Origin of the sequence: Streptomyces sp. P9-A4 (assembly GCF_036634195.1) — a bacterium.
Classification (GTDB): Bacteria; Actinomycetota; Actinomycetes; order Streptomycetales; family Streptomycetaceae; genus Streptomyces.
On record NZ_JAZIFY010000001.1, the window covers coordinates 5,029,909 to 5,049,423 of the forward strand.

Below are 19,515 nucleotides of genomic sequence, written 5' to 3' on the forward strand. Positions count from 1 at the left end.
ACTCAGGACTCGAAGGTCGCCGCCAGTGCCTCCGCGAGGCCCGGTACCAGGTCGGGGCCGGTCAGCACCTCCGTCGCGGTGTCCTTCTCGCGCAGCCGGATCGCCGCCTCGCGGGCGCCGCCGCGCAGCACCGCCACGGTCATCCGCACCTCCTGCCGGTCGGGGTGCGCGGCCACCCACTTGGCGAGCTGCTTCTCGTTCAGCCCCTGCGGGACCTGGGCCTCCGCCGACGGGGGCAGCATGAGCCGCTCCACCGTCATGGCGCAGCCGGCCACGCCCTTGGGCCAGGCGATCGTGCCGAGGAACTCGTCGAGGGGCTTCCCGCGCGGCAGCTTGTCCTGCTCGATCGGGGTGTAGGCGGTGGCATCGTCACCCAGGCCCAGCTGGGAGGCGAGCGCGGGTTCCTTGGCGCGCAGCCGTGCGGTGTCGACGAGGGCGAAGAGACGGGCCGGCTGGTCCCAGCCGAGGCCCGCCGCGTACTCGTCGATCTCGAGCACCGCGCGGGTGAGGGGGCTCGCGGCCATGGCCGGGCCGGAGGGGGAAACGTTGGACATGACCAACATCCTGCCTCCTCTGACCCGGAACACGGGAACTAGGTAAAGCCTCAGTAAGTTGCACCAGTGGGCTCTACGATCGCGGGGCCTGCTTTCAGACGCATCAACATCGAGGGGCGCACGTTGGCTTTCCAGATGCCGGACCGGGGCGGTAGCCCGTCCGGGCCGAGGATGAGAGTCGGCCGGCCGTCCCGGCGGGCCCGCACCCTGCTCATGACTCTCGGGGTGCTGGCCGTCCTGGCCATGGCGTTCGTGATGTTCGCCGGGTTCTGGACGGACTGGCTCTGGTACCGCTCGGTCAAGTACTCGTCCGTGTTCACCACCACGCTGTGGACCAAGATCGGTCTCTTCGCGGTCTTCGGCCTGCTGATGGGCCTCGCCGTCGGCTTCAACATCTGGCTGGCGTACCGGCTGCGGCCGCCGCTCAGCGCGATGTCGCTGGAGCAGCAGAGCCTCGACCGGTACCGGATGGGCCTGGCCCCGTTCAAGAAGTGGGTGCTGCTCGCCGTCACCGCCCTGGTGGCGCTGATCGCCGGCGCCTCCGCCTCGGGCCAGTGGCGCACCTGGCTCATGTGGGTCAACGGCGTGAAGTTCGGGCAGAAGGACCCGCAGTTCGGGCTCGACGTGTCGTTCTACGCCTTCGACCTGCCCTGGTACCGCTTCCTGCTCGCCTTCGGCTTCGCCGCCGCCGTGCTCTCGCTGATCGCCGCGGCGCTCACGCACTACCTCTACGGCGGGCTGCGGATCACCAGCCCCGGCGCCCGGGCCACCGCCGCCGCCACCGGTCACCTCTCGGTGCTGCTCGGCCTCTTCGTCGCGCTCAAGGCGGTCGCGTACTGGCTCGACCGGTACGGCCTGGCCGTGAAGTCCAGCGACTTCAAGGCCACCGGCAACTGGACCGGCCTGCGGTACGTCGACGCCAACGCGTACCTGCCGGCGAAGACCATCCTGTTCTGCATCGCCGTCATCTGCGCGCTGCTGTTCTTCGCGACGCTCTGGCGCCGCACCTGGCAGCTGCCGGTGATCGGCTTCGGTCTGATGGTGCTCTCCGCGATCCTGATCGGCGGTCTGTACCCGGCGATCGTGCAGAAGTTCCAGGTCCAGCCGAACGAGCAGGCCAAGGAAGCGCCGTACATCCAGAAGAACATCGACGCGACCCGCAAGGCGTACGCGATCGACGGGACGAAGCCCGAGAACTACTCGGGCAAGTCGACGGTGAAGGCCAAGGACCAGCTGCGCACGGACGCCGACACGGCGGCCAGCTACCGCGTCCTCGACCCGAACATCGTGTCGCCGACGTTCCAGCAGCTGGAGCAGAAGCGGAAGTACTACCAGTTCCCGACGACCCTGGACGTGGACCGCTACCAGGGCAAGGACACCGTCGTCGGTCTCCGTGAGCTCAACATCAAGGGCATCCCGAAGCGGAACTGGATCAACGACCACTTCACGTACACCCACGGCTTCGGCGCGATCCTGGCCTCGGGCACCCAGACCGACGCCAACGGCTCCCCGGTCTTCACCGAGTCCGGACTGCCGACGACCGGTCAGCTCGGCACGTACCAGCAGCGGATCTACTACGGCGAGAAGACCGACCAGTACTCGATCGTGGGCGGCCCGCAGAAGGAGCTGGACTACGAGGAGAACGGCGAGAAGACCACCAGCTACAAGGAGAAGAGCGGCGTCAGCCTCTCCAGCACCTTCAACCGCGCCGCGTACGCGGTGGCCTTCAGCGAGCCGCAGATCCTCTACTCGGGGGCCATCGGCGAGGGCTCGCGGATCCTCTACAACCGCACGCCCAAGGAGCGCGTCGAGGCCGTCGCGCCGTGGCTGACCATCGACGGAGACGCCTACCCGGCGGTCGTCGACGGGCGGATCCAGTGGATCATCGACGCCTACACGACGACCAACGGCTACCCGTACGCCTCGCGCACCACGCTCGGCGACACCACGGCCGACTCGCTGACCGTCGGCAACCAGCAGCGCGCGGTCGTCGCCCAGCAGAACCAGGTCAACTACATCCGCAACTCGGTGAAGGCCACCGTCGACGCGTACGACGGCACGGTGACCCTCTACCAGTGGGACACCGAGGACCCGGTCCTCAAGACCTGGATGAAGGCCTTCCCCGGCACGGTCAAGGCGAAGTCCGACATCGACGCCGACCTGATGCAGCACCTGCGCTACCCGCAGGACATGTTCAAGGTCCAGCGCGAGCTGCTGACCCGCTACCACGTCACCGACCCGGCGCAGTTCTACAGCGGCTCGGACGCCTGGCAGGTGCCGGACGACCCGACCAACAAGGACGGCAACGCGGTCCCGCCGTACTACCTGAGCATGAAGATGCCCGGGGACACGGCACAGCGCTTCTCGCTGACGACGACGTTCACGCCGAACGGGCGGCCCAACCTGGGCGGCTTCATGGCGGTCGACGCCGACGCCACCAGCAAGGAGTACGGCCGGCTGAGACTGCTGCGGGTCACCGAGGACGTGCCCGGCCCGGCCCAGGTGCAGAGCAAGCTCAACGGTCTGCCGTCGGTGGCCACCTTCGTCCGGGACATGAAGGGCGCCGACTCCGACATCCAGTACGGCAACCTGCTGACCGTCCCGCTCGACGGCGGGTTCCTGTACGTCGAACCGGTCTACGCCCAGGGCAGGAACGCGCTCTACCCGCTCCTGAAGAAGGTCGCCGTGTCGTACGTGGACGCGGACCAGCCCGACGGTGACACGACCAAGGACACCACGGTGTTCGAGGACAACCTCACCAAGGCGCTCAACGCGGTCTTCGGGGTGGAGTCGCCCACCACGCCGCCCACCACGCCCACGACCCCGCCGGGCACCACCAACCCGCCGCCGGCGTCCAACGACGCCGTGCTCAAGCAGGCCATCGCCGACGCCCAGAAGGCGTACGACGACGGTGAGGCGGCGCTCGCGAAGCAGGACTGGAACGCGTACGGCAAGGCCCAGGAGGACCTCCAGGCCGCGCTCCAGCGGGCCGCGAACGCCGGGGCCAAGCTCAAGACGACCGGAGCGAGCGCCCCTCCGGCGGCGCCGAAGAGCGACGCCTCCAGCGCCCCCTCCACGGGATCAGGCGGCTGACCTGAGGTTTTCCACCCCGCGTCCGTGGTACTGTTGGTTCACCGACGCGGGGTGGAGCAGCTCGGTAGCTCGCTGGGCTCATAACCCAGAGGTCGCAGGTTCAAATCCTGTCCCCGCTACTCAGAGGACGAGGGCCCGGATCCATAAGGATCCGGGCCCTCGTCGTGTGTCGGCGTGCGCGGGGGGCCCGAAGCGCGGTAGGGAAGGGGCGAGTTGGCGTGAGTCGTGTTTGACTTGTCTCTCTGTGGGCATGTCGACAAAACGCTGAGTGACCTCACTGGCTGCGGTATACCAGGTGTGCTCGGGTTGCGGGTGGTGCGACGATGGTATTTATGGGGGACAGGGCAACTCTGTTGGAGACAGGGCGGTTTGTGCAGCGGCACGCCAGAAACGCCGCAGACGAGATCATCGAGGCAGTAGGGGCCGTCGATGCGGCCGTCGACACCACCGCCGAGACCGATGCCGACACCGAGAACGAGACCGAGACCGAGGCCCGCCACCGGCGTGCCGCCGAGCGCGGCGACCTCGCCTCGATGAGCGCCCTCGGCGCGCTGCTGCTGCGCCGCGGTGACCTCGACGGCGCCGAGCCCTATCTGCGCGGCGCCACCGCCGAGGGCGACCGGGCCGCCGCGAACAACCTCGGCGTCCTGCTGCACCAGCGCGGCTACGCCGAGGAGGCCGCCGGCTGGTGGCGGGTCGCCGCCGTCGCCGGCTCCGCGCCCGCCGCCCACGCCCTCGGCCGCCACCACCGCGAGCGCGGCGACGAGCCCGCCGCCGAGTACTGGCTGCGCCAGGCCGCCGAGCAGGGCCACGCCCTCGGCGCGTACGCCCTCGCCGACCTGCTCGAGCACCGCAGCGACGTCGGCGCCGAGCGCTGGCTGCGCGCCGCCGCCGAACAGGGCCACCGCGAGGCCGCCTACCGGCTCGCCCTCGCCCTGGAGCGCCGCGCCACCGAGAGCACCCGCGGCCCGCACGAGACCGGCACCCGGCTCAGGACGCCCGGCACCGGCGCGATCGTGCCCGGCGGCGCCGTCACGGGCACCGGGCTCGCCGCTCCCGCCCGCGCCCCCGGCGAGCCCGGGGGCGAGCCCACCGAGGCCGAGCAGTGGTTCCGGCAGGCCGCCGCGCGCGGCCACCGGCGGGCCGCGCTCCACCTGGGCGCGATCCTGGAGCACCGGGGCGAGCTCAAGGAGGCCGGCCGCTGGTACCTCAGCTCCGCCAAGGAGGGCGAGGCCAAGGCTGCCTGCGCACTCGGCTTCCTGCTCCGCGACGCGGGCGACGAGGAGAGCGCCGCCGTGTGGTGGCTGCGCGCAGCCCAGGACGGCGACGGCAACGCCGCCAACGCGCTGGGCGCGCTGCACGCCGCCCGGGGCGAGCAGCAGACCGCCGAGCGCTGGTACCGCGCCGCCATGGACGCGGGCGACGTCAACGGCGCCTACAACCTCGGGCTGCTCTGCGCCGCCCAGGACCGCATCCCGCAGGCCGAGCAGTGGTACCGCCGCGCCGCCTACGCGGGCCACCGCGAGGCCGCCAACGCGCTCGCCGTGCTGCTCCTCCAGGCCGGCGACGCCAACGGCGCCGAGCCCTGGTTCTCCAAGGCCGCCGAGGCCGGCAGCGTGGACGCGGCCTTCAACCTCGGCATCCTCCACGCGGGCCGCGACGACGACCGTACGGCCCTCGTCTGGTACGAGCGGGCCGCGGCCGCCGGGCACACCGAAGCGGCGCTCCAGGTGGGCATCGCGGCCCTCAGGGACGGCGACGAGCGGACCGCCGAGCGGCACCTGCGCTGTGCGGCCGGCGGCGGCAGCGCCGAGGCCGCCTTCCGGCTCGCCTCGGTGCTCGACGCGCGCCGGCCCGAGCCGGGCCCCGCGGTGCTCGGCGCGCCCCGCGAGGAGAAGTCCGAGTGCGAGGAGTGGTACGAGCGGGCCGCCCAGCAGGGCCACCGGCGCGCCCAGGTGCGGGTCGGGATGCTCGCCGCCGGCCGCGGCGACCTGGCCGAGGCCGACCGCTGGTACCGCGAGGCGGCGGAGGCGGGCAGCCGCAACGGCGCCTTCAACCTCGGGCTGCTGCTCGCCCGCGAGGGCAGCGAGCGCGAGGCCGCCCTCTGGTGGACCAGGGCGGCCCGGGCCGGGCACGGCCGCGCCGCGCTCCGGCTCGCGCTGCTCGCGGCCCGGCGCGGGGAACTGACCGAGGGGCGCCACTGGTGCGCCCGCGCGGTGGAGCTCGGCCCGGCGGAGGTCGCCGAGCGGGCGGCCCGGCTGAGCGAGGCACTGCACCAGGAACTGACCGCGTAGTCCCCCGGGGGCCGTGCGGGGGCCGTGCGCCAACGGATTTGCGCTGGTCGGGGGGCGTCCCGTAGAGTCAGGTTTACCGACGCGGGGTGGAGCAGCTCGGTAGCTCGCTGGGCTCATAACCCAGAGGTCGCAGGTTCAAATCCTGTCCCCGCTACTCAGTAGCAACGAAGGCCCGGATCCAGTCAATGGATCCGGGCCTTCGTCGTCTGCGCGCGGACGTGCGGGCGGCACGAAGAAGGCCCCCGCCGGAGCGGGGGCCTTCTCGGGGTTCTCGGTCAGGCGGTGGTCGCGCAGTTCGGGCAGAGGCCCCGGTACGTGACCTCGACGTTCGAGATCGTGAAGCCGAAGCGCTCGGTGTCCGGCAGGTCCGCCAGCGGGTCGCCGCCCGGGTGGACGTCGCGGATCGCGCCGCAGCGGCCGCAGACCAGGTGCTGGTGGGGCCGGTGGGCGTTCGGGTCGTACCGCTTGGCGCGTCCGTCGGTCGCGACCTCGATGACCTCGCCGAGGGTGACCATCTCGCCCAGCGTGTTGTAGACGGTCGCGCGCGAGATCTCGGGAAGGCGCGTCACCGCGCGCGCGTGGACCTCGTCGGCGGTCAGGTGCACATGATCCCCGTCGAGCACCTCGGCCACGACGCGTCGCTGCGCGGTCATCCGCCAGCCGCGTCCGCGCAGTCGTTCCAACAGGTCACTCATGAGGGCCAGGGTAGCAGTCGCGGCCCCGAGTCCCGAACTGGTGTGACTTTGGAAGTTCACTTGACTTAGACAATGTCTATCGTAGGATCAAGTACGGAACGGCAGGGACAGGACGCAGGAGGCGCACGTGACGCAGGGACCGCTCACCACGGAGGCCGGCGCGCCGGTCGCGGACAACCAGAACAGCGAGACGGCGGGCGTCGGCGGGCCGGTGCTCGTACAGGACCAGCTCCTCCTGGAGAAGCTCGCCCACTTCAACCGGGAGCGCATCCCGGAGCGTGTGGTCCACGCGCGCGGTGCGGGCGCCTACGGCACCTTCACGCTCACCCGTGACGTCTCGCGGTGGACGCGCGCCGCGTTCCTCTCCGAGGTCGGCAAGGAGACCGAGACCTTCCTGCGCTTCTCCACCGTCGCGGGCAACCTCGGCGCGGCCGACGCCGTGCGCGACCCGCGCGGCTGGGCGCTGAAGTTCTACACCGAAGAGGGCAACTACGACCTCGTCGGCAACAACACCCCGGTGTTCTTCATCAAGGACGCCATCAAGTTCCCCGACTTCATCCACACCCAGAAGCGCGACCCGTACTCGGGCTCGCAGGAGGCCGACAACGTCTGGGACTTCTGGGGCCTCTCCCCGGAGTCGACCCACCAGGTGACCTGGCTCTTCGGCGACCGCGGCATCCCCGCCTCGTACCGCCACATGAACGGCTACGGCTCGCACACCTTCCAGTGGAACAACGAGGCCGGCGAGGTCTTCTGGGTCAAGTACCACTTCAAGACCGACCAGGGCATCGAGAACCTCACCCAGGCCGAGGCCAACCGGCTCGCCGGCGAGGACCCCGACTCGCACCAGCGCGACCTGCGCGAGGCCATCGAGCGCGGTGACTTCCCGAGCTGGACCGTGCAGGTCCAGATCATGCCCGCGGCCGACGCGGCGGACTACCGCTTCAACCCCTTCGACCTCACCAAGGTGTGGCCGCACGAGGACTACCCGCCGATCGAGATCGGCCGGCTGGAGCTCAACCGCAACCCGGAGAACATCTTCGCCGAGGTCGAGCAGTCGATCTTCAGCCCCGCGCACTTCGTGCCGGGCATCGGCCCCTCCCCGGACAAGATGCTCCAGGGCCGGCTCTTCGCCTACGGCGACGCCCACCGCTACCGCGTCGGCATCAACGCCGACCACCTGCCGGTGAACCGCCCGCACGCCACCGAGGCGCGCACCCACTCCCGTGACGGCCACCTCTACGACGGACGCCACAAGGGCGCGAAGAACTACGAGCCGAACAGCTTCGGCGGCCCGTTCCAGACGGACCGCCCGCTGTGGCAGTCCGCCCCGGTCACCGGCGTCACCGGCGACCACGCCGCCCCCGCCCACGCCGAGGACGACGACTTCGTGCAGGCGGGCAACCTCTACCGGCTGATGTCGGAGGACGAGAAGAGCCGTCTGATCGAGAACCTGTCGGGCTTCATCGCCAAGGTCTCGCGCGAGGACATCGCCGAGCGGGCGATCGGCAACTTCCGCCGGGCGGACGGAGACTTCGGCAAGCGGCTTGAGGCCGCGGTCCAGGCCCTGCGCGGCTGAGGGCGCTTGCCGTGGAAGAGGGCGGGCCGGACTTCCGTACGGAGTCCGGCCCGCCTTCGCGTGTCCGGGAGCCCGAGGGCGCGCGCGCCCGCGAGCCCCGGGGTCCGCTCAGCCCGCCACGCTGTGCACCGGGATCCAGCAGCGGATGATGTCGCGCACGGAGACGATGCCGACCGGCCCGTGGCCGTCGAGGACGACGAGATGGCGGAAGCCGCCGCGGGTCATCGCCTCGGCCGCCTCCGCCAGGGTCCAGGCGGGCGCGGCGAAGACGACGTCACGGGTGGTGTGGGAACCCGCGGTCTCCAGGTCGGGGTCCTGCTCCCTGGCGAGTGAGTTGAGGACGTCGCGCTCGGTGAGGATCCCGAGCCCGCCGGCGTCGGTGTCGAGGACGACGGCCGCGCCGACGCGGCGCGCCGCCATCAGCCGGGCGGCCTGTCGGAGGGTATGGGCGGGGCCGATGGTGAGGACCACCGTGCTCATGGCGTCGCGGACGAGCATGGACGGAGCCACCTCCTCGGTGAAACGTTCCCGCGTTCCACGAGAAGCGATTCACAAGTTCACAAGTGGGGGGACTCTCAGAGTGGCACCGGGGGAGGGGTCCGACAAGGGGGCGCGCGAAGCGCCCCCGGGGGCGCTTCGGCGCGTTCGGCGCGGGCGTCGGCGTGTGCCCGGGGGTGGCCCGTCGGCGCGCTCAGTCGCGCACGTCCTCCTGGTTGAGGTAGCTCAGCAGCTCGCCGTGGAGCAGGCCGTTCGAGGCCGCCGCGTTGCCGCTGTGCGGGCCGTGCCGGCCGTCGAGCCCGGTGTACGTGCCGCCGGCCTCCTGGACCACGATCGACACCGCCGCCATGTCCCACAGCGAGAGCTCCGGCTCCGCGCAGATGTCCACGGAACCCTCCGCGACCATCATGTACGGCCAGAAGTCGCCGTACGCGCGGGTCCGCCAGCACGCGCGCGTGAGATCGAGGAAGCCCTCCAGGCGCCCCCGCTCCTCCCAGCCGCTCAGCGAGGAGTACCCGAAGGAGGCGTCCTCCAGGGTGGCGACCTTCGAGACGCCGAGCCGGGTCGCCGAGGCCAGACTGCGGCCGGTGTACGCGCCGAGGCCCTTCGCCGCCCACCAGCGGCGGCCGAGCGCCGGGGCCGACACCACGCCGACCACCGGCTGGAAGCCGGTGTCCCCGGCCTCCATCAGCGCGATCAGGGTCGCCCAGACCGGTACCCCGCGCACATAGTTCTTCGTGCCGTCGATCGGGTCGATCACCCAGCGGCGCGGGCCCGAGCCCTCCACACCGAACTCCTCGCCGAGGATCGCGTCACGCGGTCGCGCGCGATGCAGCTGCCCCCGGATCAGCTCCTCGGCCGCCTTGTCGGCCTCGCTCACCGGGGTCATGTCCGGCTTGGTCTCGACCTTGAGGTCGAGCGCCTGGAACCGGTCCATGGTGGCCGCGTCGGCGGCATCGGCGAGGACGTGGGCGAGACGCAGATCATCGTGGTAGTCGGCCATGGTCGGCACTCTATCGCCGTGCGATCCCCGCACGGAGAAGCGTCCACCGCGACCCTCTTGACAGTGCCCGGACCGCTGCCGAGGCTGGGCCCCTGAGCCGCGTACGGACACGTTCGTTCCGGGAGGCGACCTTGCCGACTGCCCGTGAGGCCCTGCTCGACGCCGCGCTCGCCGCGCTCGCGCACCGGTCCTGGTCCGCCGTGCGGATGGCCGACCTGGCCGCCGCCGCCCGGGTCTCCCGGCAGACCCTCTACAACGAGTTCGGCAGCAAGGAGGGCCTCGCCCGCGCTCTCGTGCGCAGAGAGGCCGACACCTACGTCCAGGGCGTCCGGCGGCTGCTCGCCGCCCCCGCCCCGCCCGAGCGGAACCTCGTCGCCGTCGCCGAGTGGATCGTCGCCCGCGCCGCCGTCCGCCCGGTACTGCGGGCCCTGCTCACCGGCGCCTGGAACGAGTGGTTGCCCCAGCCCCGGCCGGCCAGGCCGGGCGCCCGGCTCGCCCCGGTCCCCGCCCAGCGGCGCGCCGACGAGGGCCCGCCCGCGCCGGGCGAACTCGTGGCGGAGGCGGCGGCCTGCGCGGGGGAGCGGTGGGCGGCCGGCTGCGAACTCGCCGTACGGATCGCCCTCAGTCATGTCGTCGCACCGGCCCTGCCGGTGACCCCTCAGTGCGCCGAGCCGGAGAGCTGGAGCCCGATGACCCCCGCGATCACCAGGCTGATGGACACGATCTTGAGCGTGGACACCACGTCGCCGAGGAAGACCATCCCGTAGATCGCCGTCCCGGCCGCCCCGATCCCGGTCCACACCGCGTACGCCGGACCCACGTCCAGCTTCCGCAGCGCGAGCGTCAGGAGACCGAAGCTGCCCAGGGCGAAGGCCGCGAAGGCGACCGTCGGCCACAGCCGGGTGAAACCGTGCGAGAGCTTCAGGCAGACCGCGAACCCCGTCTCCAGGATCCCCGCGACCACCACCAGCAGCCACGCCATCGTCAGTGCCTCCCACGCCCGTCGGTGACTGCTTCGTCGCACTTGGTGCGATTATGCACTTGCCGGTCGTGGGAGCCCGTAAACGTGGACGGCTCAGTCGCCCTCGCGTCGTTCCCTGGTCGCCAGGAGCCGGCGGAGCGAGACGAGCCGCGCCGGATCGGCGTGCCCCTCCGCCACCCACGCGTCGAGCGCGCAGTCCGGCTCGTCGTGGCTGCACGCGCGCGGGCAGTTCTCCGTACCGGGTACGAGGTCGGGGAAGGCGAGGATCACCCGGGACGGATCCACGTGGTGCAGACCGAAGGAGCGGACGCCCGGGGTGTCGATGACCCAGCCGCCCTCCTTGTCGTCGAGCGGCAGCGCCAGCGCGGAGGTGGTGGTGTGCCGGCCGCGGCCCGTGACCGCGTTGACGACACCCGTGGTCCGCCGTCGTTCCGGCGGGACCAGGGCGTTGACCAGGGTCGTCTTGCCGACACCGGAGTGCCCGACGAACGCGGTCGTCCGGCCCTTGAGGTGTTCGTGGACCCGCTCGGCCGCGACCCCGTCGACGAACTCGTCACGGGTGGTCACCACGTACGGCACACCCAGCGCCCCATACATGTCCAGGAGGGTGTCCGGCGACGCGAGGTCCGACTTGGTGAGGACGAGCAGCGGGGTGAGGCCGCCGTCGTACGCGGCGACCAGACAGCGGTCGATCAGCCGGGGGCGCGGCTCGGGGTCGGCGAGCGCGGTGACGATCGCCAGCTGGTCGGCGTTGGCGACGACCACCCGCTCGTACGGGTCGTCGTCGTCGGCCGTGCGGCGCAGCACCGAGCTGCGCTCACCGATCCGCACGATCCGGGCGAGGGTGTCCTTCTCGCCGGACAGGTCGCCGACGAGCGAGACCCGGTCGCCGACCACGGCGGCCTTGCGGCCCAGTTCGCGCGCCTTCATCGCCGTGACGGCCCGGTCGTCGACCAGGACGGTCAGCCGGCCGCGGTCGACGGTGAGGACCATGCCCTCGACGGCGTCCTCGTGCTTCGGGCGGATGGTCGTACGGGGACGGGTGCCCTTGCGGTTGGGCCGCTGGCGGATGTCGTCCTCGTCGGTGTTCTTGCCGTAACGCCGCATGGTTCAGGCCCCGAGCATTTCGGTCCACATCCCCGGGAAGTCCGGCAAGGTCTTCGCCGTGGTGGCCACGTCCTCGATCTCCACGCCCTCGACGGCGAGGCCGATGACCGCGCCCGCCGTCGCCATGCGGTGGTCGTGGTACGTGTGGAAGACGCCGCCGTGCAGCGGGCGCGGGCGGATGTGGAGACCGTCCTCGGTCTCGGTCACATCGCCGCCCAGCCCGTTGATCTCCTTGGTGAGCGCCGCCAGCCGGTCCGTCTCGTGCAGCCGCAGATGGGCGACGCCGCGCAGGGTCGACGGGGAGTCCGCGAGGGCCGCGACCGCCGCGATGCCGGGGGTCAGCTCGCCGACCTCGCCGAGGTCCACGTCGATGCCGTGGATCCGGCCCGTACCGGTGAAGGTGAGACCCGCGTCGGTCAGCTCGCAGGAGCCACCCATCTCGGTGAAGATCCGGCGCAGCTCGTCGCCCGGCTGGGTGGTCCGCTCCGGCCAGTCGGGGACGGTGACCCGGCCGCCGGTCACCAGGGCCGCCGCCAGGAACGGCTGCGCGTTCGACAGATCGGGCTCGACGACCAGGTCCCGGCCGCGCAGCGCGGAGGGCGCGACCCGCCACACATCGGGCTCGCCGCCGTGTTCGGGCTCGTCGACCCGGGCGCCGACCGCGCGCAGCATGTCGACGGTCATCCGGATGTGGGGGAGCGAGGGGAGCCGCGAACCGACGTGCCGTACCTCGACGCCCTGGTTGAAGCGGGGCGCGGACAGCAGCAGGGCGCTGACGAACTGGGAGGACGAGGAGGCGTCGATCTCGACCTTTCCGCCGTCCAGACCGCCGGCGCCGTGCACGGTCATCGGCAGCGCGCCCCGGCCCTCGTCGTCGACCCGGGCGCCGAGCGCGCGCAGCGCGTCGATCACGCCGTGCAGCGGGCGCTCGTGGGAGCGGGGGTCGCCGTCGAAGCGGACCGGGCCGTCGGCGAGGGCCGCGACGGGGGGCAGGAAGCGCATGACCGTGCCGGCGTTGCCGACGTCGACGGTCGCGGGGCCGCGCAGCGGCGAGGGGATGATCCGCCAGGCCTCGCCGGAGCCGCCGGGGGCGCCCGCGCCGGAGGAGCTGGACGACACCGTCTCCTCGATCCTCACGCCGAGGGTGCGGAGCGCCTCGGCCATCAGGAGGGTGTCGCGGGAGCGCAGCGGGCGGCGCAGCCAGCCGGGCTCGGAGGCCAGCGCGGCGAGGACGAGGGCGCGGTTGGTGACCGACTTCGATCCGGGCACGGTGACGGTCGCGTCGACGGCGCCGCGCGCGTACGGGGCGGGCCAGAGGTCGGTGGGCGGGTCGGTGTGCACGGGGGTCACTGCGGTCATGGACTCACTGTACGGGGGAGTCAGATGCCCAGGAGCCAGCGACCGCCGCCGATCAGGGCACTGATCGCGACCGCGTGGAAGAAGAACAGCCACACTCCGGCGGGCACGTGCGTGAGCCGCGCCAACTGGTCGGCGTCGGAGTCTGGGGCGCCGCCGTGGCGTCGTTTCACCTGGAGCTCGAAGGCCGGGCGGACGCCGCCGAGCAGCAGGAACCACACCACCGCGCAGGCGAACGCCGACTGGACCTCGGGACCGGTCAGCCAGGAGACGAGGAGGAACGCGGCGCCGGTGAGGAGGACGGTGAGGATGCCGTACGCGTTGCGGACCATCACCAGCATGGCGAGCAGCAGGGCGGTCGCGATCCACAGCAGCAGGGTCACCCGGTGGGTGCCGATCAGGGCCGCGCCGCCGAGGCCGAGCAGCGGGGCGGCGGGGTACCCGGCGGCCAGCGTGAGCACGACGCCGAGCCCGGTGGGCCTGCCCCGGCTGACGGTCAGCCCGCTGGTGTCGGAGTGCAGCCGGATCGCTTCGAGGCGGCGGCCGGTGCCGAGGGCGACGAGCCCGTGGCCGCCCTCGTGGGCGATGGTGATCGCGTTCCTGGCGAGCAGCCAGAGGCGGCGGGGCACGGTGACGGCGAGGGCGGCGACGCCGGTGGCGATCACCAGCCACTCGGCGGGGGCGGCCTGCGGGCTGAGGAGGTCGATCGAGAGGTCCATCTTTCGGGCCGCTCCTCGGGAGGTCGGGGATCGTGGCAGTGTGGCACGTATGTGCGGAAGGTATGCGGCCAGTCGGCGGCCCGAGGATCTCGTCGGCGTCTTCGGGATCGAGAAGTGGGAGCCGGAGGAGACTCTGGCCCCGGACTGGAACGTGGCCCCCACCAAAGAGGTCTGGGCCGTTCTGGAGCGTCCACTGAAAGACGCGGAGATCCGGCGTCCGGTTCGCCAGCTCCGTGCGCTGAAGTGGGGCCTCGTGCCGTCCTGGGCGAAGTCGCCGGAGGGCGCCGCCCGGATGATCAACGCGCGGGCGGAGACCCTGGCCGAGAAGCCCTCCTTCAAGAAGGCGTTCGCCGCCCGCCGCTGCATCCTGCCCGCCGACGGCTACTACGAGTGGGTGACCGGGGCCGGGGAACGGGACCTGGAGGTCGAGGGGAAGAAGAAGCGGCCCCGTAAGCAGCCGTACTTCGTGACTCCGGCGGACGGCTCGGTCTTCGCGATGGCCGGCCTCTACGAGTTCTGGCGCGACCGGACCCTCCCCGACGCCCACCCCTCCGCGTGGTGGGTGACCTGCTCGGTGATCACCACGGAGGCCGAGACCGGTCCGCTGGGCGTGGCCCCCGCCGAGGGCCCGCACTCGCTCGCGGACATCCACCCCCGGATGCCGCTGATGCTGACGGAGGACCGCTGGGACGCCTGGCTCGACCCGGCGCGCACGGACCCGGAGGAGCTGCGCGGGCTGCTCGCCGCGCCGCCGGAGGGCCTGATGCGGGCCTACCCGGTGGGGACCGCCGTCAGCAACGTCCGCAACAACGGGCCGGAGCTGCTGACCGAGCTGGAGGGCCCGGAGGTCGGCACGCTGTTCTGAACCGCTCCCGCGGCGGTCGCGGGGGGCAGGATGGGGGTGTGAGCGACGTGACACAGTACGAGCCCTCCTCCGAGACCGTTCCCACCGAGGCCGGTGAGGCGCGCGTCACCTGGTACGAGGGGACCGCGCCGTGGGCGGTCCTCGCCCTCGGCCACGGGGCCGGCGGCGGCATCGAGGCCCGCGACCTGCGGGCCCTGGCCGGGACGCTGCCCGCGCAGGGAGTGACCGTCGCCCTGGTCGAGCAGCCCTGGCGGGTCGCGGGCAGGAAGGTCGCCCCCGCGCCGAAAACCCTGGACACCGGCTGGCGCGGCCTCTGGCCCGCCCTCGCCCGGCCCGGCCTCCCGGTGATCGCGGGCGGCCGCAGCGCCGGCGCCCGCGTCGCCTGCCGGACCGGGGACGAGCTGGGCGCCCTCGCCGTCCTCGCGCTCAGCTTCCCGCTGCACCCTCCGGGCAGGCCGGAGAAGTCGCGCGCCGACGAACTGCTCGGCACCGGGCTGCCGACGCTCGTCGTCCAGGGCGGCAACGACACCTTCGGACGGCCCCCGGAGTTTCCGGAAGGCCCGTACCGCCTCCTGGCGATCCCCTACGGGGACCACGGCTTCGCGCTGCCCAAGCGCGCGCCCCTCGGTCAGGAGGAGGCCCTGGCCGTGCTCGTCGAAGGGGTCGCCGAGTGGATCACTTCGCTCCGCTGACGAACCGGGAATGTTGAGTGGGGGACCACTGTTGTTCGGTTCGTCGGTGTGAGAGCAAAGGAAGAGGGAGTCCGTCGCATGGCTTCGATCATCTGCCCGGAGCGTGCGAAGGCCGCTGACCTCGACTGGACAGTGCTGCCCGCGCCCAAGGGGGGCCCGATTCGGGCGGCGGGCGGAGCGGTTCCTCGTCTATCCTCCGAATCGAGTGGGTCCGCCCTCGGGCTCGCCGCGGCGCTGGAGGAGGTGGGTCCGGTCACTGGGACCGACACAGGGACCGACGAAGGCCCCGAGGAGACGACCGAGGAGCGCAACGCGCGCTTCGAGCGGGACGCCCTCGGCTACCTCGACCAGATGTACTCGGCCGCGCTGCGCATGACGCGCAACCCCGCGGACGCGGAGGACCTGGTGCAGGAGACCTACGCCAAGGCGTACGGATCCTTCCACCAGTTCCGTGAGGGCACGAACCTCAAGGCGTGGCTGTACCGCATCCTCACGAACACCTTCATCAACTCGTACCGCAAGAAGCAGCGCGAGCCCCAGCGCAGCGCCGCCGAGGAGATCGAGGACTGGCAGCTCGCCCGCGCCGAGTCGCACATGTCGACCGGTCTGCGCTCGGCCGAGTCCCAGGCGCTCGACCACCTCCCGGACTCCGACGTCAAGGAAGCGCTCCAGGCGATTCCCGAGGAGTTCCGCATCGCCGTCTACCTCGCGGATGTCGAGGGCTTTGCGTACAAGGAGATCGCGGACATCATGGGGACACCCATCGGTACGGTGATGTCCCGACTGCACCGGGGCCGCCGCCAGCTGCGCGGCATGCTCGAGGACTACGCTCGCGACCGCGGGCTCGTTCCCGCGGGCGCCGGAGAGTCGTCGAACGATCTGAAAGGCTCGGGCTCATGAGCTGCGGAGAGCCGCACGAGACGGATTGCTCGGAAGTCCTGGATCATCTCTACGAGTTCCTCGACCACGAGATGCCCGACAGTGACTGCACCAAGTTCGAGGTGCACTTCGAGGAGTGCTCCCCGTGCCTGGAGAAGTACGGCCTGGAGCAGGCGGTGAAGAAGCTCGTCAAGCGCTGCTGCGGCAGTGACGACGTCCCCACCGACCTGCGTGCCAAGGTGATGGGCCGGATCGACCTCATCCGCTCCGGTCACCTGGTGCCCGAGCAGGACATCACGGAGATCGTCCCGACGACACCGGCTCCGCAGGAGTGACGTCCCGGTAGCGGGAGAGGAGGCCGTCGCGTCAGGGACGCGGCGGCCTCCTTCGTATATCAGCTTGTATCACCCGATGGTGCGAATCATCGCCACCGGGCCGCCGACGGCCTCCCAACTCGCTAGCGTGATACGCGTGATGGGCGTGAAGGTCATTCCGCGAGCGGCCCGCGTGTACCTCGGCTGCGCCCTGCTCGGCGCCGGGGCCTGCACCCTGCCCGCGCTGCGCCCCGGCGCGGCCACCCCCTGGGGCACGGTCGCCCTCCTCGCCGCGCTGTACGCGCTCTGCGAACTGCCCGCGCGCTGCCGCCTCCTGGGCCGCGGCCGCGCCGGCTCCGTCCCCATGGGCACCGGCTCCCTCTTCCCCGTCCTCCTCGCCGCCGCCCTCCTCCTGCCGCCCGCCGCCGCCGCGCTCACCGCCCTGCCAGGGAGCCTCCTCGCCCGCGTCGACGAACAGCCGGCCGCGCCCCGGCGCGCCTGGCGGGCCGCCGCCGCAGCCCTCGCCGTCTGGGCCGCAGCCCATGTCGCCAGGGCGCTGAGCTGCGGAAACGCCCTCGGGCACGGACCGGACGCCCCCGACTTCCCGTATGCCCTGCTGCCCGCGCTCGCCGCCGCACTCGCCTTCTGTCTGGTCCTGACCGTCCTCGACGGCGGCATCCGCGCCACCGCCGACGGACTGCCCCTCAGGACCGCCTGGCGCGGCCTCCTCGGCAGGGCCCTCGCCCCGCACACCCTGCACGGACTCGCCGGGCTGATGACGGCCGTGCTCTGGCGCAGCTCGTACGGACCCGTCGCGGCGCTCTTCGTCCTCCTGCCCATGTACATCTCCTGCTGGGTCTTCGCCCAGTACCACCGCGAACGCGCCGCCCACCAGGCCACCATCCGCGCCCTCGTCCAGGCCGTCGACATCAAGGACCGCTACACCCGCGGCCACAGCGAACGCGTCGGCCACGCCTCCGTCCTGATCGCCCGTGAACTCGGCATGGCCGAGGACCGGCTCGACGTGGTGCGGTTCGCCGGCATCCTCCACGACGTCGGCAAACTGGGCGTCCCCACCCGGGTGCTCCGCAAGGACGGACCGCTCACCCCGGAGGAACGCCGGATCATCGAACTGCACCCCGAGTACGGCCACGAGATGGTCCGGGGCATCGGCTTCCTCGGCGAGGCGCGGGCCGCGATCCTCCACCACCACGAGCGCATCGACGGCAGCGGCTACCCCTACGGGCTGCGCGGCGAGGAGATCCCCGAGTTCGCCCGGGTGGTGGCCGTCGCCGACTCCTTCGACGCCATGACCTCCACCCGCTCCTACAGCCGGGCCCGCCCCGTCCCGACGGCCGTCGCCGAACTGGAGCGGTGCGCCGGTAGCCAGTTCGACCCCCGGATGGTCGCCGCCCTCGTCCGCGCCCTGGAACGGCACGGCTGGCAGCCCGCCGTCACCGCCGACGAGACCGCCGGACCCGGCGGAACCGTGCCTCCGCCCCGCGAGCCGGGCGCCGCCCCCGCCCCCGCACGGCCGAAGGAGCGCGCATGAGACCCGGGGCCGTCACCGTCGGCGCCGTGTACGCGGCGGCCCTGCTGCTGGGCCTCGCCGGCTTCGGCTCCACCCTCTGGTACGGCGTCGACGAACCCGCCCACGCCCTCGCCTTCGGCACCCTGATCCTCCTCGGCGAGCTGGCCCGCCGGGGCGCGCCGCGGCACACGGCGGCGGCGCCCGTACCCGAGGAGGCCCGGGGGAGGGAACCCGCGCCGCTCGCCGTCGCCGGCTCCCTCGCCTACGCCCTGCTCGGGGCGAGCGCCGGGACCGCCACCACCCACGGCGTGCTCCAGATCGTCGCGGTCGTCGTCGCCGCCTGCCTCGCCGGGATCGTCCCCCACATCGCCCGGGGCCGCGGCCCCCGCCTCGACCACCTGGCCCGCCGCGTCCTCACCGTCGGCTTCGCCGCCCTCTGCTTCCAGCCCCTCTACAACTCGGGGGCCGTCGTCCGGCACCTCGGGCAGGGCCCGCCGTACGCCCTCTTCCTCCTCCTGCTGCTCGTCCTCACGGCCCTCTGCGACGCCGTGCTCGCCGCGCTCGTGCTCCGCGCCCGTACGGGATTCCCGTACGGGCCCCTCCTCCGCGACGAGCTGCGCGCCCTCCTCGGCATCGGCTCCGCCGTCTGCGCCACCGGGGCCGTCATCGCGCTCGGCGTGGCCGCCGCAGGCCTCTGGGCGCTGCCCGTGTTCGCCGTACCGCTGCTGCTGACCCAGCTCTCCTTCCAGCGGTACGCGGCCGTCCGCACCGTCAACCGGCAGACCATCGCCTCCCTGGCCCGCGCCACCGAGATCGCCGGCTGCACCCCGCCCGGCCACGCGCACCGGGTCGCCGCGCTCAGCACCGCCGTGGGGCGCGAGCTGGGGCTCTCCGGGACCGAGCTGACCGTCCTCGAGCAGGCGGCGCTCATGCACGACATCGGACAGCTCTCCCTCGTCGACCCGGTCGCGGGCGGCGCCACCGCCCTGCTGCCCACCGAGGAGCAGCGCCGGATCGCCCTCCTGGGCGGCGAGGTCGTCCGCAGGACCGGTGTCCCCGCGGCCGTCGCCGTCGTCGTGGAGCGGCAGGCCGACCCGTACCGCGAGCAGCCGCTGCCCGCCCGGATCGTCCGGGCCGTGAACGCCTACGACGACCTCGCGGGCGGCCTCGCGGGCGGCCTCGCGGGCGGCGAGCACGCGGGCGCCGCCCTGGACGCCCTGGAACGGCTCCGGCTCGGCACCGCCCGCGACTACCACCCGGACGTCGTCGAATGCCTGGCCAGGGTCCTGGCACGGGGCGGGACGCCTGGGGTGACCTCGGTCGTCCTTGGGTAACCCATGGGTAATGAGCGCGC

The 19,515-nt window shown here is 72.5% G+C and carries 18 protein-coding genes and 2 tRNA genes; 12 read left to right on the top strand and 8 right to left on the bottom strand.

The window, feature by feature from the left end:
* Nucleotides 1-2 precede the first annotated feature (2 nt).
* Nucleotides 3-554, bottom strand: coding sequence for a PPA1309 family protein (locus V4Y03_RS22835; RefSeq protein WP_317877782.1), 552 nt, complete (start codon nt 552-554; stop codon nt 3-5).
* A gap of 135 nt (nt 555-689) precedes the next feature.
* Between V4Y03_RS22835 and V4Y03_RS22840 the strand changes: the two genes are divergently transcribed.
* From V4Y03_RS22840 to V4Y03_RS22855, 4 genes are all read left to right on the top strand, one after another.
* Nucleotides 690-3,647: a UPF0182 family membrane protein gene (locus V4Y03_RS22840; protein WP_317877786.1), complete on the top strand. Its 2,958-nt coding sequence runs from the start codon at nt 690-692 to the stop codon at nt 3,645-3,647.
* A gap of 45 nt (nt 3,648-3,692) precedes the next feature.
* Nucleotides 3,693-3,766 (top strand) — tRNA-Met (locus V4Y03_RS22845).
* Between the two features lie 204 nt (nt 3,767-3,970).
* The gene (locus V4Y03_RS22850) at nt 3,971-5,941 is read left to right on the top strand and encodes a tetratricopeptide repeat protein (protein ID WP_332436130.1); all 1,971 of its coding nucleotides are present in this window, start codon (nt 3,971-3,973) and stop codon (nt 5,939-5,941) included.
* 80 nt (nt 5,942-6,021) lie between these two features.
* A tRNA-Met gene (locus tag V4Y03_RS22855) sits at nt 6,022-6,095 on the top strand.
* Between the two features lie 121 nt (nt 6,096-6,216).
* Here V4Y03_RS22855 and V4Y03_RS22860 read toward each other — a convergent pair.
* Nucleotides 6,217-6,636 (bottom strand): Fur family transcriptional regulator, encoded by a 420-nt coding sequence (locus V4Y03_RS22860; protein ID WP_317878450.1) that lies wholly within the window; start codon nt 6,634-6,636, stop codon nt 6,217-6,219.
* A 127-nt stretch (nt 6,637-6,763) separates the two neighbouring features.
* Here V4Y03_RS22860 and V4Y03_RS22865 point away from each other — a divergent pair, with 127 nt between their 5' ends.
* Entirely contained in the window at nt 6,764-8,215 is a 1,452-nt protein-coding gene (locus V4Y03_RS22865) for a catalase (RefSeq protein WP_317878451.1), read from the top strand.
* A 108-nt stretch (nt 8,216-8,323) separates the two neighbouring features.
* On the opposite strand, the gene V4Y03_RS22870 is transcribed toward V4Y03_RS22865, so the two are convergent.
* Complete coding sequence (locus V4Y03_RS22870; RefSeq protein ID WP_317878452.1) at nt 8,324-8,713, bottom strand: CBS domain-containing protein; 390 nt, start codon at nt 8,711-8,713, stop codon at nt 8,324-8,326.
* A 193-nt stretch (nt 8,714-8,906) separates the two neighbouring features.
* Complete coding sequence (gene hisN / locus V4Y03_RS22875) at nt 8,907-9,716, bottom strand: histidinol-phosphatase (RefSeq protein WP_317878453.1); 810 nt, start codon at nt 9,714-9,716, stop codon at nt 8,907-8,909.
* A gap of 131 nt (nt 9,717-9,847) precedes the next feature.
* On the opposite strand from hisN, the gene V4Y03_RS22880 reads away from it, so the two are divergent.
* On the top strand, nt 9,848-10,483 hold the full coding sequence (locus V4Y03_RS22880; RefSeq protein ID WP_332436131.1) for a TetR/AcrR family transcriptional regulator: 636 nt from the start codon (nt 9,848-9,850) through the stop codon (nt 10,481-10,483).
* On the opposite strand, the gene V4Y03_RS22885 is transcribed toward V4Y03_RS22880, so the two are convergent.
* The 4 genes from V4Y03_RS22885 to V4Y03_RS22900 all read right to left on the bottom strand — a co-directional run bounded on the left by V4Y03_RS22885 (nt 10,375) and on the right by V4Y03_RS22900 (nt 13,880).
* Complete coding sequence (locus V4Y03_RS22885) at nt 10,375-10,698, bottom strand: DMT family transporter (protein ID WP_079044739.1); 324 nt, start codon at nt 10,696-10,698, stop codon at nt 10,375-10,377. The two genes, V4Y03_RS22880 and V4Y03_RS22885, sit on opposite strands and share 109 nt — an antisense overlap.
* Before the next feature lie 93 nt (nt 10,699-10,791).
* Nucleotides 10,792-11,805 carry a ribosome small subunit-dependent GTPase A gene (gene rsgA, locus V4Y03_RS22890; protein ID WP_317878366.1) on the bottom strand — a complete coding sequence of 338 codons (1,014 nt, stop codon included), beginning with the start codon at nt 11,803-11,805 and terminating at the stop codon, nt 10,792-10,794.
* 3 nt (nt 11,806-11,808) lie between these two features.
* Nucleotides 11,809-13,164, bottom strand: a complete 1,356-nt coding sequence (gene aroA, locus V4Y03_RS22895) for a 3-phosphoshikimate 1-carboxyvinyltransferase (protein WP_317878365.1) — start codon at nt 13,162-13,164, stop codon at nt 11,809-11,811.
* Nucleotides 13,165-13,184: 20 nt separating this feature from the next.
* Nucleotides 13,185-13,880, bottom strand: a complete 696-nt coding sequence (locus V4Y03_RS22900; protein WP_332436132.1) for a M50 family metallopeptidase — start codon at nt 13,878-13,880, stop codon at nt 13,185-13,187.
* 49 nt (nt 13,881-13,929) lie between these two features.
* On the opposite strand from V4Y03_RS22900, the gene V4Y03_RS22905 reads away from it, so the two are divergent.
* The 6 genes from V4Y03_RS22905 (at nt 13,930) to V4Y03_RS22930 (ending at nt 19,495) form a co-directional block, all read left to right on the top strand.
* Nucleotides 13,930-14,745, top strand: a complete 816-nt coding sequence (locus tag V4Y03_RS22905; RefSeq protein WP_317878363.1) for an SOS response-associated peptidase — start codon at nt 13,930-13,932, stop codon at nt 14,743-14,745.
* Between the two features lie 38 nt (nt 14,746-14,783).
* The gene (locus V4Y03_RS22910) at nt 14,784-15,437 is read left to right on the top strand and encodes an alpha/beta hydrolase family protein (protein WP_443079819.1); all 654 of its coding nucleotides are present in this window, start codon (nt 14,784-14,786) and stop codon (nt 15,435-15,437) included.
* Nucleotides 15,438-15,680: 243 nt separating this feature from the next.
* Nucleotides 15,681-16,337: a sigma-70 family RNA polymerase sigma factor gene (locus V4Y03_RS22915; protein WP_056558039.1), complete on the top strand. Its 657-nt coding sequence runs from the start codon at nt 15,681-15,683 to the stop codon at nt 16,335-16,337.
* On the top strand, nt 16,334-16,651 hold the full coding sequence (gene rsrA / locus V4Y03_RS22920; RefSeq protein ID WP_317879011.1) for a mycothiol system anti-sigma-R factor: 318 nt from the start codon (nt 16,334-16,336) through the stop codon (nt 16,649-16,651). The genes V4Y03_RS22915 and rsrA overlap by 4 nt, the downstream gene beginning before the upstream one ends.
* Nucleotides 16,652-16,796: 145 nt before the next feature.
* On the top strand, nt 16,797-18,182 hold the full coding sequence (locus tag V4Y03_RS22925; RefSeq protein ID WP_332437247.1) for an HD-GYP domain-containing protein: 1,386 nt from the start codon (nt 16,797-16,799) through the stop codon (nt 18,180-18,182).
* Nucleotides 18,179-19,495, top strand: coding sequence for an HD-GYP domain-containing protein (locus V4Y03_RS22930; protein WP_332436133.1), 1,317 nt, complete (start codon nt 18,179-18,181; stop codon nt 19,493-19,495). Before V4Y03_RS22925 ends, V4Y03_RS22930 begins: the two co-directional genes overlap by 4 nt.
* The last annotated feature ends 20 nt before the right edge of the window (nt 19,496-19,515 follow it).

Bases quoted from the DNA above. Each gene is read 5' to 3' on its own strand.
- V4Y03_RS22930 (WP_332436133.1), top strand. From the start codon at position 18,179: ATGAGACCCGGGGCCGTCACCGTCGGCGCCGTGTACGCGGCGGCCCTG.
- V4Y03_RS22905 (WP_317878363.1), top strand. From the start codon at position 13,930: ATGTGCGGAAGGTATGCGGCCAGTCGGCGGCCCGAGGATCTCGTCGGC.
- V4Y03_RS22870 (WP_317878452.1), bottom strand. From the start codon at position 8,713: ATGCTCGTCCGCGACGCCATGAGCACGGTGGTCCTCACCATCGGCCCC.
- V4Y03_RS22835 (WP_317877782.1), bottom strand. From the start codon at position 554: ATGTCCAACGTTTCCCCCTCCGGCCCGGCCATGGCCGCGAGCCCCCTC.
- V4Y03_RS22840 (WP_317877786.1), top strand. From the start codon at position 690: ATGCCGGACCGGGGCGGTAGCCCGTCCGGGCCGAGGATGAGAGTCGGC.
- V4Y03_RS22860 (WP_317878450.1), bottom strand. From the start codon at position 6,636: ATGAGTGACCTGTTGGAACGACTGCGCGGACGCGGCTGGCGGATGACC.
- rsrA (WP_317879011.1), top strand. From the start codon at position 16,334: ATGAGCTGCGGAGAGCCGCACGAGACGGATTGCTCGGAAGTCCTGGAT.
- aroA (WP_317878365.1), bottom strand. From the start codon at position 13,164: ATGACCGCAGTGACCCCCGTGCACACCGACCCGCCCACCGACCTCTGG.
- V4Y03_RS22900 (WP_332436132.1), bottom strand. From the start codon at position 13,880: ATGGACCTCTCGATCGACCTCCTCAGCCCGCAGGCCGCCCCCGCCGAG.
- V4Y03_RS22885 (WP_079044739.1), bottom strand. From the start codon at position 10,698: ATGGCGTGGCTGCTGGTGGTGGTCGCGGGGATCCTGGAGACGGGGTTC.
- V4Y03_RS22850 (WP_332436130.1), top strand. From the start codon at position 3,971: ATGGTATTTATGGGGGACAGGGCAACTCTGTTGGAGACAGGGCGGTTT.
- hisN (WP_317878453.1), bottom strand. From the start codon at position 9,716: ATGGCCGACTACCACGATGATCTGCGTCTCGCCCACGTCCTCGCCGAT.
- rsgA (WP_317878366.1), bottom strand. From the start codon at position 11,805: ATGCGGCGTTACGGCAAGAACACCGACGAGGACGACATCCGCCAGCGG.